We start from the raw sequence: 18,057 nt of genomic DNA on the forward strand, positions 1-18,057 counted from the left end.
TAAAAAATATGTTGTTGTATAACAAAAAACTGTTGACTGAATGCTCACTCATTATATAATGAAGATAGGGAAAAAATTCAGAAAATTATATGTTTTTGAAGATTCTAAAAAAGAAAGAGGGCTTACAAAGAGAGGGGTAGCATAAAAATGAATAGCTTACTGATCATTAATTGGCTGGCTGCCATTGCTGTTATTGCTTATGCGGGATATTTGTTTGTGTATCTTATACGGACGAGGATGGCCTACATACAGTTAGGAAAAAAGATTGAATTTGACCGTCGTTTTAAAGAGCGTTGGGATCTCCTTAAGGTCAATGTTTTCGGTCAGAAAAAGCTGCTGAAAGATAAGAAGAGCGGCATTATTCACGTTATGTTCTTTTACGGATTTATTCTTGTCCAATTTGGAGCAATTGACTTCGTTTGGAAAGGACTCGCACCAGGATCACATCTTCCACTTGGACCACTATACCCTGCATTTACATTCTTCCAGGAAATTGTCACACTTGTTATTTTAATTGCAGTCTTTTGGGCTTTTCATAGACGTTATGTTGAGAAGCTAGTTCGTTTAAAACGTAATTTCAAATCAGGCCTTGTTCTTATCTTTATTGGTGGCTTAATGATTTCTGTGCTACTCGGTAATGGGATGGGAATCATATGGCACGGCGAGGAGCTTTCATGGAGTGAACCGATCGCTTCTGCAATCGCTTACGTTTTCTCGGGAATAAATGAAACCGCAGCCATTTCTGTGTTCTATTTCTCTTGGTGGGTGCATCTACTAATTTTGTTAACGTTTTTAGTGTATGTTCCACAATCAAAACATGCGCATTTAATTGCGGGACCAGTTAACGTTTTCTTCGGTCGTCTTTCAAATCCAGGGAAACTTGAAAAGATTGACTTTGAAGATGAAACGCAAGAAACATTTGGTGTTGGTAAAATCGAAGACTTTAGACAGAATCAGCTTATTGATTTATACGCTTGCGTAGAGTGTGGTCGCTGTACAAATATGTGCCCGGCAACAGGAACAGGGAAAATGTTATCGCCGATGGATTTAATTTTAAAACTTCGCGATCATTTAACTGATAAAGGAGCAGCAGTGACATCAAAAGCACCGTGGGTTCCAGTAGTTGCCTTTAATAATACACAAGGAAATCAGTTAGCGATGATGGCAGCTGGGAAAGGGCAACAAGAATCAGCAGCTACAACGCTCGCTTACGATCCGAGTTTAATCGGAGATGTTATTACAGAGGAAGAGATTTGGGCTTGTACAACGTGCCGTAACTGTGAAGATCAGTGTCCGGTTATGAATGAGCATGTTGATAAAATTATTGATTTACGCCGCTATCTCGTTTTAACAGAAGGAAAGATGGACGCGGAAGCGCAGCGTGCGATGACAAACATCGAGCGTCAAGGGAATCCGTGGGGACTTAACCGTAAAGAGCGTGAAACTTGGCGCCAAGGTGATGATGAAGTAACGGTTCCAACTGTAAAAGAAAAATCGAAAGCTGGCGAGGAGTTCGAATATTTATTCTGGGTTGGTTCAATGGGATCATATGATAATCGTAGTCAGAAGATTGCGATATCGTTCGCTAAGTTAATGAACGAAGCAGGCATTTCATTCGCGATACTTGGTAATAAAGAAAAGAATTCTGGAGATACACCGCGACGTCTTGGAAATGAATTTGTCTTCCAAGAGATGGCGACAAAGAATATCGAGGAATTTGAAAAAGCAGGAGTGAAGAAAATCGTTACGATTGATCCTCACGCTTATAACACATTTAAAAATGAGTATCCAGACTTTGGTTTGCAAGCAGAAGTCTATCATCATACAGAATTGTTAGCTCAGTGGGTGAAAGAAGGACGCTTAAAACCTGTTCACTCTATTGAGGAAACAGTTACGTACCATGATTCCTGTTACTTAGGAAGATACAACGAAGTATATGAAGCACCACGCGATATTTTGAGAGCAATTCCTGGTGTGAATCTTGTAGAAATGGCACGTAATCGTGAAACCGGAATGTGCTGTGGCGCAGGTGGTGGCTTAATGTGGATGGAAGAGACAGCAGGTTCACGTATTAACGTTGCTCGTACAGAACAAGCACTAGCTGTAGAGCCATCCATTATCGGTACAGGTTGTCCATATTGCTTAACGATGATTAGCGATGGGACGAAAGCGAAAGAAGTAGAAGAGAAGGTTCAAACTCTTGATGTAACAGAGATTTTAGAACGCTCTGTTATCGGACAGAAGAAAGAAGCGATGTAATTTGTAGGAATGAATACAACTTTAGAGAGAGGTGCAATCATTGCACCTCTTCTCAACGTAAGAACACCGAGCGAGCGCTCGGTGCTAAAAAAAGAGATGGGGGAAATAGATATGAGTAAAACAGTTATTTTAAGTGCTGCAAGAACACCGGTTGGGAAATTTGGAGGATCTTTAAAAGACGTGAAAGCAACAGAACTTGGGGGAATTGCAATTAAAGCAGCGCTTGAAAGAGCAAATGTTTCTGCTATTGATGTTGAAGAAGTTATATTTGGAACAGTTATTCAAGGGGGACAGGGACAAATTCCATCACGCCAAGCTGCGAGGGCTGCTGGAATCCCTTGGGAAGTGCAGACGGAAACAGTGAATAAAGTTTGTGCATCAGGGCTTCGTGCGGTTACGTTAGCGGATCAAATTATTCGTACTGGCGATCAATCACTTATTGTAGCTGGCGGTATGGAGTCGATGAGTAACAGTCCTTACATTTTACGCGGAGCAAGATGGGGATACAGAATGGGCAACAACGAAGTGATTGATTTAAACGTTGCTGACGGCTTAACATGCGCATTTTCAGGTATACACATGGGTGTTTATGGCGGAGAAGTTGCGAAGGAAGATGGAATCTCTCGCGAAGCGCAAGATGAATGGGCATATCGTAGCCATCAACGTGCGGTTTCGGCGCATAAAGAAGGACGTTTTGAAGAGGAAATCGTGCCAGTAACGATTCCGCAAAGAAAAGGTGATCCTATTGTCGTTGCAAAAGATGAGGCGCCACGTGAAGATACAACGGTTGAAAAATTAGCGAAATTAAAACCTGTATTTGATAAGACGTCGGCAGTGACAGCGGGTAATGCTCCTGGACTAAATGATGGCGGTGCTGCGCTCGTATTAATGAGCGAAGACAGAGCGAAGCAAGAAGGAAGAAAGCCATTAGCGACAATTTTGGCACATACAGCAATTGCGGTGGAGTCTAAAGATTTCCCAAGAACGCCAGGTTATGCAATTAACGAATTGTTGAAAAAAACAGGGAAGACAATTGAAGATATCGATTTATTCGAGATTAATGAAGCATTTGCAGCGGTAGCAATTGCAAGTACAGAGATTGCAGGAATTGACCCAGACAAATTGAATGTAAATGGCGGTGCAGTGGCAATGGGACATCCGATTGGAGCAAGTGGCGCGCGTATTATCGTTACACTTATCCACGCACTGAAGCAGCGCGGCGGCGGAATTGGAATTGCTTCTATTTGTAGCGGTGGTGGTCAAGGTGACGCAATTATGATTGAAGTTCGTTAATTTACGTGTAGGTGATTTTTGATTTATTAAAAATTTATATTAAGGGGGAAGAAAGAATGGGTGTACAAAAAATAGTTGTAATTGGTGCAGGACAAATGGGTTCGGGAATCGCACAAGTATGTGCAATGGCAGGATATGATGTGAGGGTACAAGATTTAAAACAAGAGCAATTAGACAGAGGATTGGCTATTATTACGAAAAACTTAGCGCGCCAAGTAGAAAAAGGACGCATGAAGGAAGAAGAGAAGGAAGCGACGTTAAATCGCCTTACAGTAACGCTTGATTTAGATTGTGTGAAGGAAGCGGATCTTGTTATTGAAGCGGCTGTTGAGAAAATGGATATAAAAAAGAAAATCTTTGCGAATCTAGATGAAATTGCTCCAGATCACGCAATTTTAGCGACGAATACGTCATCTCTACCAATTACAGAAATTGCAGCGGTAACGAAACGTCCGGAGAAAGTAATCGGTATGCACTTTATGAATCCCGTTCCGGTTATGAAGCTTGTTGAAATTATTCGTGGTTTAGCTACAGATGATGAGGTGTACGAAACAATTGAAGATATTACGAAAAAAATCGGGAAAGTGCCAGTTGAAGTAAATGATTTCCCAGGATTTGTATCGAACCGTATTTTATTACCTATGATTAACGAAGCGATCTATACGTTATATGAAGGTGTAGCGACGAAAGAAGCGATTGATGAAGTGATGAAACTAGGTATGAATCATCCGATGGGACCACTTACATTAGCTGATTTTATCGGTTTAGATACATGTTTATACATTATGGAAGTGTTGCATGAAGGATTAGGAGATAGTAAATATCGCCCATGTCCATTATTACGCAAGTATGTGAACGCAGGATGGTTAGGACGTAAAACGGGTCGTGGTTTCTACGTTTACGAATAAAGTCCTCCCTTTATTAAAATAGTGGTCTTACCAAATTGTTAAAAAGATATATAGCAAACGGAGGCGAAGTACATGAATTTTCATTTTACTGAAGAGCAACAAATGATGAGGAAAATGGTTCGAGATTTTGCGCAGAAGGAAATAGCTCCCTTTGTTCCTAGTATGGAACAAGGGGTGTTCCCAAAAGAGATTTTGCAGAAGATGGGTGAGCTTGGACTAATGGGTATTCCAGCGCCTGCAAAATACGGCGGTGCAGAAATGGATTTTATTTCTTACATTTTAGCGATTGAAGAAATCTCAAAGGTGAGTGCAACAGTTGGTGTAATTTTAGCTGTACATACGTCAGTTGGAATGAACCCGATTTTATATTTTGGAACAGAAGAACAGAAGCAGAAATATGTTTCTAAACTTGCGACTGGTGAATATTTAGGGGCATTTGCATTAACAGAACCAAATGCAGGATCAGATGCAGGGAGTTTGAAATCAAGAGCTGTAAAGAAAGGCGATCACTACATTATTAATGGATCGAAAGTATTTATTACAAATGGCGGTGAAGCAAGTACGTACATTGTATTCGCTTCTACAAATCCAGAGGCAGGAAAAAGTGGGATTTCTGCATTTATAGTAGAGAAAGATACGCCAGGCTTAATTATCGGAAAAGATGAGCATAAAATGGGACTTCTTGGTTCTCGCACGGTACAACTTACGTTTGAAGATATGAAAGTGCCGGCCGAGAATTTACTTGGTGAAGAAGGACAAGGATTTAAGGTGGCAATGGCGAATTTAGATGTTGGACGAATTGGAATCGGAGCTCAGGCATTAGGAATCGCGGAAGCGGCGCTTGCATGTGCGATTGATTATGCGAAAGAGCGTGAGCAATTCGGCAAGCCAATTGCGGCGCAGCAAGGAATCGGATTCAAACTTGCAGATATGGCGACTAGCGTAGAAGCAGCGCGATTACTTGTATACAGAGCGGCATCGCTAAGAGCGCAAGGATTACCATGCGGTAAAGAAGCTTCTATTGCGAAATTATTTGCTTCTAAGACGGCTGTTGAAGTTGCGATTGAAGCGGTGCAAGTATTTGGCGGTTACGGTTATACGAAAGACTATCCAGCAGAAAGATTTTTCCGTGATGCGAAAATCACGCAAATATACGAAGGAACGAGTGAGATACAGAAACTTGTTATTAGTCGAGCTTTATAAAAGGACAAGGGGGAGACGGGAATGCATTTTAAACTATCAGAAGAACATGAAATGATAAGAAAAATGGTTCGGGATTTTGCTAAGAACGAAGTAGCACCGACGGCAGCTGAGCGTGATGAAGAAGAGAGATTTGATCGTGCACTATTTGATCAAATGGCAGAGCTTGGTTTAACCGGCATTCCGTGGCCTGAAGAATACGGTGGAATTGGAAGCGATTACTTAGCGTATGTAATTGCTATCGAAGAATTATCTCGTGTTTGTGCTTCAACAGGTGTAACACTGTCTGCACACACTTCACTTGCTGGTTGGCCAATTTTTAAATTTGGAACGGAAGAACAAAAGCAAAAGTTTTTACGACCGATGGCAGAAGGAACGAAAATTGGCGCATACGGTTTAACGGAGCCAAGTTCTGGTTCAGATGCTGGCGGAATGAGGACAACTGCGAAACGAGATGGAGACCATTACATTTTAAATGGATCAAAAATCTTTATTACAAATGGCGGTATTGCTGATATTTATGTTGTTTTTGCGTTAACTGATCCCGAATCGAAGCAGCGTGGTACGAGCGCGTTTATTGTGGAAAGTGATACACCAGGATTTTCAGTTGGGAAGAAGGAAAGTAAGTTAGGGATTCGCTCTTCACCAACAACTGAAATTATGTTCGAAGATTGCCGTATTCCTGTAGAGAACCTACTCGGGGAAGAGGGGCAAGGATTTAAAGTTGCGATGCAAACATTAGATGGCGGTCGTAATGGTATTGCCGCGCAAGCAGTCGGTATTGCGCAAGGGGCTTTAGATGCTTCGGTAGAATATGCAAGAGAGCGCCATCAGTTTGGGAAACCTATTGCGGCGCAGCAAGGAATTGGCTTTAAACTTGCAGATATGGCAACGGATGTGGAGGCGGCGCGCCTTCTAACATACCAAGCGGCTTGGCTTGAATCGGAAGGGCTTCCGTATGGGAAAGAGTCAGCGATGTCAAAAGTATTTGCAGGTGATACAGCGATGAAGGTGACGACTGAAGCGGTACAAGTATTTGGTGGTTACGGTTATACGAAAGATTATCCAGTAGAGCGTTATATGCGAGATGCAAAGATTACACAGATTTATGAAGGAACACAAGAGATTCAAAGGCTTGTAATTTCGCGTATGTTAACGAAGTAGGAGCAAAGGCGTAGGTATTTTCCTACGCTTTTTCCTTCCAAAAAATAATAGAGAGAGGTGAAGGGGATGGTTAAACATAATGTACATGCGTCCGTGAAAGATGAAAAATTAGTTGCGTTAAGACGTGAACAAATGATTAAAGGTGCGGTGCAATTGTTTAAGCAAAAAGGGTTCCCACGTACAACAACGAGAGAGATTGCGAAGGCGGCTGGGTTTAGTATTGGAACACTTTATGAGTACATTCGTACAAAAGATGATGTTTTATATTTAGTTTGTGATAGTATTTATGAACATGTAAAAGAAAGATTAGAGGAAGTAGTGTGTACAGAGAAGGGAAGCATAGAAAGCTTAAAGATAGCGATAACGAATTATTTTAAAGTGATGGATGAATTGCAAGAAGAAGTATTAATTATGTATCAAGAGGTACGTTTTTTACCGAAAGAATCACTCCCATATGTATTAGAAAAAGAGTTTCAAATGGTCGGGATGTTTGAGAATATTTTAGAACAGTGTACGGAAAATGGGACATTTACATTAAATAAAAAAGAGATACAGCTTCTTGCACATAACATTTTCATACAAGGACAAATGTGGGGATTTAGACGTTGGGCCCTGCAAAAACTGTATACGCTGGAAGAATATACTGAAATGCAAATTAGGTATGTACTGCAAGGAGCGCATATGTTTCCGAAATAAGGAATAGACAAATTATAATTTTATTACCATATTAAAGTTTCCCGTTTTTTTTGTAGCATATTTGTGCGACTTTTGTTTATAATGAATAGTATGGATTTTTTTAAGCAGACCGTTATATATAAGGTTATATTTGAAGAAAGGAAGTGCCGCATAAGTGAATTTTAAGCAATATTCACCAGAAGAGCTAAAAGAATGTTCAATGATTGAAGTTGTACATAGCGTTTTAGGGGATAAAAGACAAGCAACGACATTCAATGAGTTGGTTCGAGAAATCGCTCAAGTGCTGGGACTATCTCAAGAGCAAGTTAATGCGAAACTCGCACAATTTTATACAGATTTAAACATCGATGGACGTTTCATTAATTTAGGAGAAAATCGTTGGGGGCTACGCAGCTGGTACCCATATGAGCAAATTGATGAAGAAATCTTACCTCAGCCAAAACCGAAGAAGAAACGTAAAGTTGAAGAGGACGGTTTTGACGACTACATCGAAGAAGATGAAGACGAATTCAGCGATGCAGAAGGAAATGCAGACGAAGAAGAGGTAGAAGATTTGGACAAGGTTCTTGAAGAAGAAGACGGAGATGACGATGATCTTGATGATTTAGATGAAGATGATGACGATGACTTCGCCGAAGAAGAACTTGAGTACGATGAAACTGAAGAAGAAGAAGAGGAAGAACTGTAGTTCTTGACTTTTCATTATCGTCCATGTAGAATCATTTTTGGGCTCTTTAAAAAAGGACGATAATACTTTTAAAGTGTAAATATAAAAGAAAATTGCTCCCTACTTATTACTTTATGTGATGAGGGGAGCAATTTTCTTTTTTGTTTTTTGTTTAGAAAATAAAAAGAGTCTAACAATAAGATGGATACAGTGTTATCTACATACGTTGCGCTTTGCAACGGTGATTATATAACAGCAAAATAGGAGGGAGCTTTTTCATGACTAAGTATATTTTTGTAACAGGCGGTGTAGTATCGTCTTTAGGAAAAGGTATTACAGCAGCATCTCTTGGAAGACTTTTAAAAAATCGTGGTTTAAACGTAACTATTCAAAAGTTTGATCCATACATTAACGTAGACCCAGGGACTATGAGCCCATACCAACACGGTGAGGTATTCGTAACAGATGATGGTGCAGAAACTGATTTAGACCTTGGTCACTATGAGCGTTTCATCGACATCAACTTAAACAAATACAGCAACGTAACAACAGGTAAAATTTACTCTTCAGTTCTTCAAAAAGAGCGTCGTGGTGAATACCTAGGAGGAACAGTTCAAGTTATTCCTCACATTACTAACGAAATTAAAGAGCGTGTATATCGTTCTGGTCGCGAAACAAACGCGGACGTTGTTATTACAGAAATTGGTGGAACTGTTGGTGACATCGAGTCTCTACCATTCTTAGAAGCAATCCGTCAAATTAAGAGCGACATCGGTCGTGACAATGTAATGTACATTCACTGTACGTTAATCCCGTACTTAAAAGCAGCGGGTGAAATGAAAACAAAACCAACGCAACATAGCGTTAAAGAGCTTCGCAGCTTAGGTATTCAACCAAATATTATCGTTGTTCGTACAGAATTGCCTGTTTCTCAAGATATGAAAGACAAGCTTGCATTATTCTGTGACATTGATACAAAAGCAGTTATCGAAGCACGCGATGCAGATACTTTATATGCGGTTCCATTATCTCTTCAAGAGCAAAATATGGACCAAATCGTTTGCGATCACTTAAAATTAGACAATCCAGCTGCAGATATGACAGAGTGGACTGCGCTAGTTAATAAAGTACGTAACCTTTCTAAGAAAACAAAAATTGCTCTTGTTGGTAAATACGTAGAGCTTCAAGATGCATACATTTCTGTTGTAGAAGCACTTCGTCATGCGGGTTATTCATTCGACACAGATGTAGAAGTGAAATGGGTAAACGCTGAGCACGTAACACCAGAGAACGTACAAGAATTAGTTGGTGACACAGATGGTATCCTTGTACCTGGTGGATTCGGCGATCGTGGTGTAGAAGGGAAAATCGTTGCAATTCAATATGCTCGTGAAAACAAAGTACCATTCTTAGGAATTTGCTTAGGTATGCAACTTGCATCAATTGAATTTGCACGTAACGTATTAGGATTAGAAGGAGCTAACTCTTCTGAAATTAATCCTGACACACCTTATGCAATCATTGACTTATTACCAGAACAAAAAGATGTAGAAGACTTAGGTGGTACACTTCGTCTTGGCCTATACCCATGTAAGCTTTCTGAAGAAACAAATGCTTACAATGCTTACAATGAGCCGGTTGTATATGAGCGTCATCGTCATCGTTATGAGTTCAACAATCAATTCCGTCCGGATATGGAAAAAGCAGGATTTGTATTCTCTGGTACAAGCCCAGACGGCCGTCTAGTTGAAATCATTGAATTAAAAGAACATCCTTGGTTCGTGGCAGCACAGTTCCACCCAGAACTAGTTTCTCGTCCAAACCGTCCACAACCATTGTTCCATGACTTCGTAAGTGCCTCTATTACGAATAAAGAGAGCAAGTAATAAAAAAAAGCGCCTGAAATAGGGCGCTTTTTTAATATTCATTTAACATTTCATCGATTGTAAATTTGATCCCATGATATGCAAATAAAGCTATCATTAAACTTGGGAATCCGTAGCGATTGCCTTCATCGTCTGGGATAAGGCCTTTTAACAGCTTAGTATCAATATGTACATCTGTATATTGTTCTAGTGATTCAGTACCTTCTTGAATAGCAGAGATGCCGACAATAGAGTGTCCATCAGCTTGAAGTTTTTTTGCCATTGCTACAACTTCTTCATCTGTTGAAAAACGGCTAATAAGAAGTACACGGTCTGCAGAAGTTACTTCTACTTCTTTACCATTTTCAAATAATCGTTTTGCTTGCTTCATTGGCTCAGCACCGAATAATGCTTCAGCAACAACGCCCTCCATTTCATTTGTACCATGCAAATAAATGAAACCGTTGCCAACTAATGCTTGAGCAAGTAGACGGGCGCTATCTTCTATATTCATTTCTTCTTTTTGAGAAACTCTGGAGAAATAACCACTTAATTGAGTTGAAAAAATTTTTAACATAATTTTACTCCCTTTCGTACGTGTTTACCGGCTTTCATTATAGTTTATTTTTTTAAAAAGGTGAAATCGAAGGGTAGCATAACAAAATAGGAAACGGTAAAATAAGAAAGAATAGGAAGGAATTTGCCAAAGAATAGCGAAAATTAATCGTTAAGATATAAGAAGCTTTAAATCTTGTATTTACACAGAAAGGTTGGGAGTTATGGAAGGTAAAATTTTAATCGTTGATGATCAATATGGCATTCGTGTGTTATTACATGAAGTGTTCCAAAAAGAAGGTTATCAGACATTCCAAGCAGCGAATGGATTTCAAGCTTTAGATATCGTGAAAAAAGATAATCCAGATTTAGTAGTGTTAGATATGAAAATTCCAGGTATGGATGGTATAGAGATTTTAAAACATGTAAAGGAAATTGATGAGAGTATTAAAGTAATTTTAATGACTGCTTATGGAGAGCTTGATATGATCCAAGAAGCGAAAGATTTAGGAGCTTTAATGCACTTTGCTAAACCGTTTGATATTGATGAGATTCGTCAAGCGGTGAGAGAACAGCTTGCTGTAGAGGCGTAAAAAATGAATTTTTTATAAAAAATATGGAAAAAAGCGTTTACATGGACTATTGAGCAGGTGAATACGGTTGAGTTTTTGAGTACAAGTTGTTATCCTATTGAGTGTAGAAAAAAGTCCGGTATGTAAATATACATATTTTACCTTATTCTGGTCATACTACCAGCGATAAGAACTTATCGGATACAAAAAACGTTTTTTAGGAGGATTCACCATGCCTTTAGTTTCTATGAAAGAAATGCTAAACACAGCACTAGAAGGAAAATACGCAGTTGGTCAATTCAACATGAACAACTTAGAGTGGACTCAAGCTATCTTAGCTGCTGCGGAAGAAGAAAAATCTCCTGTAATCCTAGGTGTATCTGAGGGTGCAGCTCGTCATATGACTGGTTTCAAAACAGTTGTAGCTATGGTTAAAGCTTTAATCGAAGAAATGAACATCACTGTTCCTGTAGCGATTCACCTTGACCATGGTTCAAGCTTCGAAAAATGTAAAGAAGCAATCGATGCAGGTTTCACATCTGTAATGATCGACGCTTCTCACCACCCATTCGAAGAAAACGTTGAAACTACTAAAAAAGTAGTAGAATACGCACACGCTCGTAACGTATCTGTTGAAGCTGAGCTTGGAACAGTTGGCGGACAAGAAGACGACATCATCGCTGAAGGCGTAATTTACGCTGATCCAGCAGAGTGTAAGCACCTTGTTGAAGCAACAGGTATCGATTGCCTAGCTCCAGCTTTAGGTTCTGTACACGGTCCTTACAAAGGTGAGCCTAACTTAGGATTCGCTGAAATGGAACAAGTTCGTGACTTCACTGGCGTACCTTTAGTATTACACGGTGGTACTGGTATCCCAACTGCTGATATCGTAAAAGCTATTTCTTTAGGTACTTCAAAAATTAACGTAAACACTGAGAACCAAATTGAGTTTACAAAAGCTGTTCGTGAAGCATTAAGCAAAGACCAAGAAGTTTACGATCCTCGTAAATATATTGGACCTGGCCGCGACGCGATTAAAGCAACTGTTGCTGGTAAAATGCGTGAATTCGGTTCTAACGGTAAAGCGTAAGAATAAAATTCCGTTTTGGAAACCGTCTAGTCTTTTAGACGGTTTCCTTTCGTTGTATAATGAAAGCGTGAACAAGTCTAAAGATTTTTATCATTTTGTTTTTGAAATAGAAAATAATGTGCATAGTCCTATTAATAAATGTGATAATGTATCTAAATTGATAAAGTAAATTCGATGAATAGTTAATCTTTATCTATTCGTACTACGGGAGAAATGAAGATAATGGTTTCCTATTTATTGAGTTTTAGGGTGGAAAGAGTGATTGAGATTCTTAAGGGGAGCTTTCTATAAAGATATAGAAAGTAAATACATTCACAAGAAGGGAGCTCAATATGGAAAAATTGCTAATTGAAGGCGGAAGAGCTTTAAATGGAACAATTCGAGTGAGTGGTGCAAAAAATAGCGCCGTTGCACTAATTCCAGCGACAATTTTAGCAGATACTCCAGTAACTATTGGTGGTGTCCCTAATATTTCGGACGTGAAAATGTTAGGAGACTTGCTAGAGGAAATTGGAGGAAGAGTAACTTATGGACAGGAGGAAGAGATGGTAGTCGATCCTTCTAACATGGTTGCAATGCCTTTACCGAATGGAAAAGTGAAAAAATTGCGTGCTTCTTATTATTTAATGGGTGCGATGCTTGGCCGTTTTAAAAAAGCTGTTATTGGGCTTCCAGGTGGATGCCATTTAGGACCGAGGCCGATTGATCAGCATATTAAAGGGTTTGAAGCGTTAGGTGCACATGTTACGAATGAACAGGGTGCGATTTATTTAAGAGCAGATGAATTGCGCGGGGCACGTATTTATTTAGATGTTGTTAGTGTAGGAGCTACAATTAATATTATGCTAGCAGCTGTGCGAGCGAAAGGTAGAACTGTTATTGAAAACGCAGCGAAAGAACCAGAGATTATTGATGTAGCTACATTGTTAACAAGCATGGGTGCACGCATTAAAGGTGCTGGCACAGATGTAATCCGAATTGATGGTGTGGATTCACTGCACGGTTGTCACCATACGATCATTCCAGATCGTATTGAAGCGGGTACGTATATGATTTTAGGAGCTGCATCAGGAGGAGAAGTAACCGTTGATAATGTGATTCCTCAGCATTTAGAGTCAGTTACAGCGAAGTTAAGAGAAGCTGGTGTCCAAGTTGAAACGAACGATGACCAAATTACAGTGAACGGTAATAGAAGGTTAAAAGTAGTTGATATAAAAACGCTTGTATATCCAGGATTCCCAACAGATTTACAACAACCATTTACGACGCTTTTAACAAAGGCGCACGGAACGGGTGTTGTAACCGATACGATTTACGGCGCACGATTTAAACACATTGATGAATTACGTCGTATGAATGCACAAATTAAAGTGGAAGGTCGTTCGGCAATTGTAACTGGTCCTGTTTTATTGCAAGGTGCAAAAGTGAAAGCAAGTGATTTGCGAGCTGGAGCGGCTCTTGTTATTGCAGGGTTAATGGCGGATGGAATTACAGAAGTAACCGGACTTGAGCATATTGATCGAGGTTATGAAAATATAGTAGACAAGCTTAAAGGGCTTGGCGCAAACATTTGGCGAGAACAAATGACAAGCCAAGAAATTGAAGAGATGAAGAACGCATAAGTGATACTTCCGCAAGGGGGGAAGCGAAGCATCACTACTTGCGGAAGTATACTTTGTAGAGAAACACGGTTCACAAAATACGGCAGAAATATAAAGACTTAAAGGAGAGGGATTATCGTGGAAAGAAGTTTATCTATGGAGTTAGTACGTGTAACAGAGGCTGCAGCATTATCATCAGCGCGTTGGATGGGGCGCGGGAAAAAGGATGAGGCAGACGGTGCAGCAACATCAGCTATGCGTGATGTATTTGATACAATCCCGATGAAAGGTACAGTTGTAATTGGTGAAGGTGAGATGGACGAAGCACCAATGCTGTATATCGGAGAGAAATTAGGTACAGGATATGGACCACGTGTAGACGTTGCAGTTGATCCTTTAGAAGGGACAAACATCGTAGCAGCTGGTGGATGGAATGCTCTTGCTGTTATTGCAATTGCAGATCATGGTAATTTGTTACATGCTCCTGACATGTACATGGATAAAATCGCGGTTGGCCCAGAAGCGGTTGGGGCGGTCGATATTGATGCGCCTATTATCGATAACTTACGTGCGGTTGCGAAAGCGAAAAATAAAGATATTGAAGATGTTGTAGCGACAGTTTTAAACCGTCCACGTCATCAAGCGATTATCGAAGAAATTCGTAAAGCTGGTGCTCGTATTAAATTAATTAACGATGGAGATGTGGCTGGAGCAATTAACACTGCATTTGATCGCACAGGTGTAGATATTTTATTCGGCTCTGGTGGAGCACCTGAGGGTGTATTAGCAGCAGTTGCATTAAAATGTTTAGGCGGAGAAATCCACGGAAAGCTTCTGCCTCAAAATGAAGCTGAATTAGCTCGTTGTAAAAAAATGGGTATTGAAGATATAAATCGTATCCTTCGTATGGAAGACTTAGTAAAAGGTGACGATGCAATCTTTGCGGCAACAGGCGTAACAGACGGAGAACTATTACGCGGCGTTCAATTTAAAGGTAGCGTAGGAACAACACAATCCCTTGTTATGCGTGCAAAATCAGGCACAGTACGCTTCGTAGACGGACGTCATAGCTTGAATAAAAAACCAAACTTGGTTATTAAGTAAAAAGCGTAAGCAGATCGTTCAGAATGGGAAGGCATTGTAGCTCCTGACCATTCTAGCTACTGGAACTAGGTTAAATAAAAGCGAAGACAAATTTTCTTGTCTTCGCTTCTTGTATTTGTGTTTCAACGTATTGATTAAAACTAGATAAAAGGGTTACAATAGTGAATATTACCCTACTTGAACTTATTGCCTTTCATTATTAATTATTTGCCTTCCGTATTTTTCCCTTTACCCATGTGAAAAGAGAATAACGTTAAAGTGTGGTGTCTGAATGAATTTGTCAATTGCAGCATTAGAAAACATGAAATTAAAAGAGTTATACGAGCTTGCGAAAGAATTTAAGATTTCGTATTATAGCAAATTAACGAAAAAAGAGTTAATCTTCGCTATCCTAAAAGCTCGAGCAGAAAAAGAAGGTTTCTTCTTCATGGAAGGCGTATTAGAAATTATTCAATCAGAAGGATTTGGATTCCTACGTCCTATCAACTATTCTCCAAGCTCAGAAGATATTTATATCTCAGCTTCGCAAATTCGTCGTTTCGATTTACGTAATGGAGACAAGGTTTCTGGTAAAGTACGACCTCCGAAAGAAAATGAACGCTATTTTGGATTATTACAAGTTGAAGCTGTAAACGGAGATGATCCAGAGTCAGCAAAAGAGCGTGTGCATTTCCCTGCATTAACACCATTATACCCAGATCGCCAAATGAAATTGGAAACGGAACCGAAAAAGTTACCGACACGCATCATGGATTTAATCGCACCAGTTGGATTTGGACAACGTGGTTTAATTGTCGCGCCTCCAAAGGCTGGTAAAACAAGTCTATTAAAAGAAATCGCACACAGTGTTACAACAAATCACCCGGAAGCTGAATTAATTGTACTTTTAATTGATGAGCGTCCAGAGGAAGTAACAGACATTGAACGTTCTGTTAAAGGAGATGTTGTAAGCTCTACTTTTGATGAAGTGCCAGAAAATCATATTAAAGTAGCGGAACTTGTGTTAGAACGTGCAATGCGTCTTGTAGAGCACAAAAAAGATGTTATCATTTTAATGGATAGTATTACCCGTTTAGCGCGAGCTTACAACCTTGTTATTCCGCCAAGTGGTAGAACATTATCGGGTGGTATCGACCCAGCTGCCTTCCATAGACCGAAGCGTTTCTTTGGAGCCGCACGTAATATTGAAGAAGGCGGTAGCTTAACGATTTTAGCAACAGCGCTTGTTGATACAGGATCTCGTATGGACGATGTAATTTACGAAGAATTTAAAGGAACTGGAAATATGGAACTTCACTTAGATCGTTCATTAGCTGAGCGTCGTATCTTCCCGGCAATTGATATTCGCCGTTCTGGTACACGTAAAGAAGATCTATTAATTCCGAAAGAACATTTAGACAAGCTATGGGGTATTCGTAAAACAATGCGTGATACACCAGACTTTGTCGAAGGTTTCTTACGTAAACTTCGTCAAACAAAGACAAATGAAGAATTTTTACAAAACATTGTTGCAGACTCAAAAAGATATGTAACAACTAAGTAAAGGGAAAAGATCGGGACTCGCTTATTTCGTAGTAAGCGAGTTTTTTATGTTTTTAAGGGAATATTAGAGAGAGTAATATATGGGAAAAATTTTGTTTTTTGAGATAAAAATCATATTTGGGTCGAGAGTTTGAAGTGTTCTGGATTCTGAGCGAGCCGCCTCCACTTTTAGGTGCTATCCAGCTCCAGCGGCTAGAATCTCCGGCCATTTCGCTCTCTCGGTCGAAGCAAAAAGCGCTTCTTGGTCGAGAGCTCCAATGTCCTGCGATTCTGAATGAGCCGCTTGTGCTTTTAATTTTTAAAAAGACAAAAACAGGTAGTTGCAAAATGGAGTTAGCCTTGTTATAATTTCATCATATGTGTTTCATCAATATAGTTGTGTAAGCAGCTGAAGATGAAAAACTCTGTTTCGAAAATGATTCAGGGCGGAAGGAGATGAAAAGAATGAAAGCAGGAATCCATCCAAATTACAATAAAGTTGTATTTATGGACACGAACACAGGCTTCAAATTCTTAAGCGGGTCTACTAAAGGCTCTAGCGAAACTGTTGAGTGGGAAGATGGTAACACTTATCCATTACTAAAAATTGAGATCAGTTCTGATTCTCACCCATTCTACACTGGACGTCAGAAGTTTGCTACTGCAGACGGACGTGTTGACCGCTTCAATAAGAAATACGGTATCAAGTAATAAAGAACATAAAACAGGCAAGTGTATGTATTCGCTTGTCTGTTTTTTTTGCAAAAATATTAAACCTTTACCCTACTTTGGATTAGGAAAGTAGATGAAAGGAGAGCTCAATGTACTTAATGAATCAAAATGGTTGGATTGAAGTGATTTGCGGGAGTATGTTTTCTGGAAAATCAGAAGAGCTCATCCGCCGTATACGACGTACGCAATTTGCGAAACAACATGCGATTGTATTTAAACCATGTATTGATAATCGTTATAGTGAAGAAGATGTTGTATCACATAATGGATTAAAGGTTAAAGCAGTTCCTGTTTCAGCTTCAAAAGATATATTTAACCATGTAACAGAAGAAATGGATGTTATTGCAATCGATGAGGTACAATTTTTTGATGGGGACATTGTGGAAGTGGTGCAAGTATTGGCAAATCGTGGCTATCGTGTCATTGTAGCTGGATTAGACCAAGATTTCCGTGGTCTACCATTTGGACAAGTTCCTCAGTTGATGGCGATTGCTGAACATGTAACTAAGTTGCAGGCAGTTTGTTCTGCATGCGGATCTCCTGCAAGTCGTACGCAACGTTTAATCGATGGAGAACCAGCAGCATTTGATGATCCAATTATTTTAGTTGGGGCTTCGGAATCGTATGAACCACGTTGTCGTCATTGTCATGCAGTACCTACAAAACAAAGATAAATGAAACTCGCTATGTAGAGCGGGTTTTTTTCGAAAATAGATGAAGATTGGTGGCCAGCTCTTCGTACAGCTAAGAACTTTAGCCAGTCAGAGCTGAGCGAGCCGCTTGCGCTTTTAAATATAATTTGCGTTTTTTTGATTAAGTACCATATACTA

At 39.7% G+C, this 18,057-nt stretch carries 16 protein-coding genes; 15 read left to right on the forward strand and 1 reads right to left on the reverse strand.

Going from position 1 to position 18,057, the window contains the following annotated elements; all coding sequences use genetic code 11:
• The first annotated feature begins 147 nt into the window (after window positions 1-147).
• From MKO96_RS17225 to pyrG, 8 genes are all read left to right on the forward strand, one after another.
• Window positions 148-2,259: a (Fe-S)-binding protein gene (locus tag MKO96_RS17225; protein ID WP_240588190.1), complete on the forward strand. Its 2,112-nt coding sequence runs from the start codon at window positions 148-150 to the stop codon at window positions 2,257-2,259.
• Between the two features lie 9 nt (window positions 2,260-2,268).
• Window positions 2,269-3,552 carry an acetyl-CoA C-acetyltransferase gene (locus MKO96_RS17230; RefSeq protein WP_240588191.1) on the forward strand — a complete coding sequence of 428 codons (1,284 nt, stop codon included), beginning with the start codon at window positions 2,269-2,271 and terminating at the stop codon, window positions 3,550-3,552.
• Window positions 3,553-3,608: 56 nt separating this feature from the next.
• Entirely contained in the window at window positions 3,609-4,460 is an 852-nt protein-coding gene (locus MKO96_RS17235; protein ID WP_240588192.1) for a 3-hydroxybutyryl-CoA dehydrogenase, read from the forward strand.
• A gap of 72 nt (window positions 4,461-4,532) precedes the next feature.
• Window positions 4,533-5,663 (forward strand): acyl-CoA dehydrogenase, encoded by a 1,131-nt coding sequence (locus MKO96_RS17240; RefSeq protein ID WP_240588193.1) that lies wholly within the window; start codon window positions 4,533-4,535, stop codon window positions 5,661-5,663.
• A gap of 21 nt (window positions 5,664-5,684) precedes the next feature.
• Window positions 5,685-6,824: an acyl-CoA dehydrogenase AcdA gene (gene acdA / locus MKO96_RS17245; RefSeq protein WP_000545531.1), complete on the forward strand. Its 1,140-nt coding sequence runs from the start codon at window positions 5,685-5,687 to the stop codon at window positions 6,822-6,824.
• Window positions 6,825-6,890: 66 nt separating this feature from the next.
• Window positions 6,891-7,520, forward strand: coding sequence for a TetR/AcrR family transcriptional regulator (locus MKO96_RS17250; protein ID WP_000238598.1), 630 nt, complete (start codon window positions 6,891-6,893; stop codon window positions 7,518-7,520).
• A gap of 154 nt (window positions 7,521-7,674) precedes the next feature.
• Complete coding sequence (rpoE, locus tag MKO96_RS17255) at window positions 7,675-8,208, forward strand: DNA-directed RNA polymerase subunit delta (protein ID WP_240588194.1); 534 nt, start codon at window positions 7,675-7,677, stop codon at window positions 8,206-8,208.
• 257 nt (window positions 8,209-8,465) lie between these two features.
• The gene (pyrG, locus tag MKO96_RS17260) at window positions 8,466-10,073 is read left to right on the forward strand and encodes a CTP synthase (protein ID WP_240588195.1); all 1,608 of its coding nucleotides are present in this window, start codon (window positions 8,466-8,468) and stop codon (window positions 10,071-10,073) included.
• Window positions 10,074-10,104: 31 nt separating this feature from the next.
• Here pyrG and MKO96_RS17265 read toward each other — a convergent pair whose 3' ends face one another.
• Complete coding sequence (locus MKO96_RS17265) at window positions 10,105-10,629, reverse strand: DUF2529 domain-containing protein (RefSeq protein WP_087983320.1); 525 nt, start codon at window positions 10,627-10,629, stop codon at window positions 10,105-10,107.
• A gap of 202 nt (window positions 10,630-10,831) precedes the next feature.
• Here MKO96_RS17265 and spo0F point away from each other — a divergent pair, with 202 nt between their 5' ends.
• The 7 genes from spo0F (at window position 10,832) to MKO96_RS17300 (ending at window position 17,901) form a co-directional block, all read left to right on the forward strand.
• A complete protein-coding gene (gene spo0F / locus MKO96_RS17270) occupies window positions 10,832-11,200 on the forward strand; it encodes a sporulation initiation phosphotransferase Spo0F (protein WP_000398593.1) in 369 nt (122 codons plus the stop codon).
• A 211-nt stretch (window positions 11,201-11,411) separates the two neighbouring features.
• Window positions 11,412-12,269, forward strand: a complete 858-nt coding sequence (locus tag MKO96_RS17275) for a class II fructose-bisphosphate aldolase (RefSeq protein ID WP_001131858.1) — start codon at window positions 11,412-11,414, stop codon at window positions 12,267-12,269.
• Window positions 12,270-12,601: 332 nt separating this feature from the next.
• Window positions 12,602-13,891, forward strand: coding sequence for a UDP-N-acetylglucosamine 1-carboxyvinyltransferase (gene murA, locus MKO96_RS17280; protein ID WP_000413265.1), 1,290 nt, complete (start codon window positions 12,602-12,604; stop codon window positions 13,889-13,891).
• Window positions 13,892-14,008: 117 nt separating this feature from the next.
• Window positions 14,009-14,974, forward strand: a complete 966-nt coding sequence (gene glpX / locus MKO96_RS17285) for a class II fructose-bisphosphatase (RefSeq protein WP_000442336.1) — start codon at window positions 14,009-14,011, stop codon at window positions 14,972-14,974.
• A 271-nt stretch (window positions 14,975-15,245) separates the two neighbouring features.
• Window positions 15,246-16,517: a transcription termination factor Rho gene (gene rho, locus MKO96_RS17290; protein ID WP_001053898.1), complete on the forward strand. Its 1,272-nt coding sequence runs from the start codon at window positions 15,246-15,248 to the stop codon at window positions 16,515-16,517.
• 443 nt (window positions 16,518-16,960) lie between these two features.
• Window positions 16,961-17,206: a type B 50S ribosomal protein L31 gene (locus tag MKO96_RS17295; protein WP_000643447.1), complete on the forward strand. Its 246-nt coding sequence runs from the start codon at window positions 16,961-16,963 to the stop codon at window positions 17,204-17,206.
• Between the two features lie 110 nt (window positions 17,207-17,316).
• Entirely contained in the window at window positions 17,317-17,901 is a 585-nt protein-coding gene (locus MKO96_RS17300) for a thymidine kinase (RefSeq protein ID WP_000281086.1), read from the forward strand.
• Window positions 17,902-18,057: the final 156 nt, after the last annotated feature.

It is taken from the genome of Bacillus sp. ES1-5 (genome assembly GCF_022487605.1).
Taxonomy (GTDB): domain Bacteria; phylum Bacillota; class Bacilli; order Bacillales; family Bacillaceae_G; genus Bacillus_A; species Bacillus_A wiedmannii.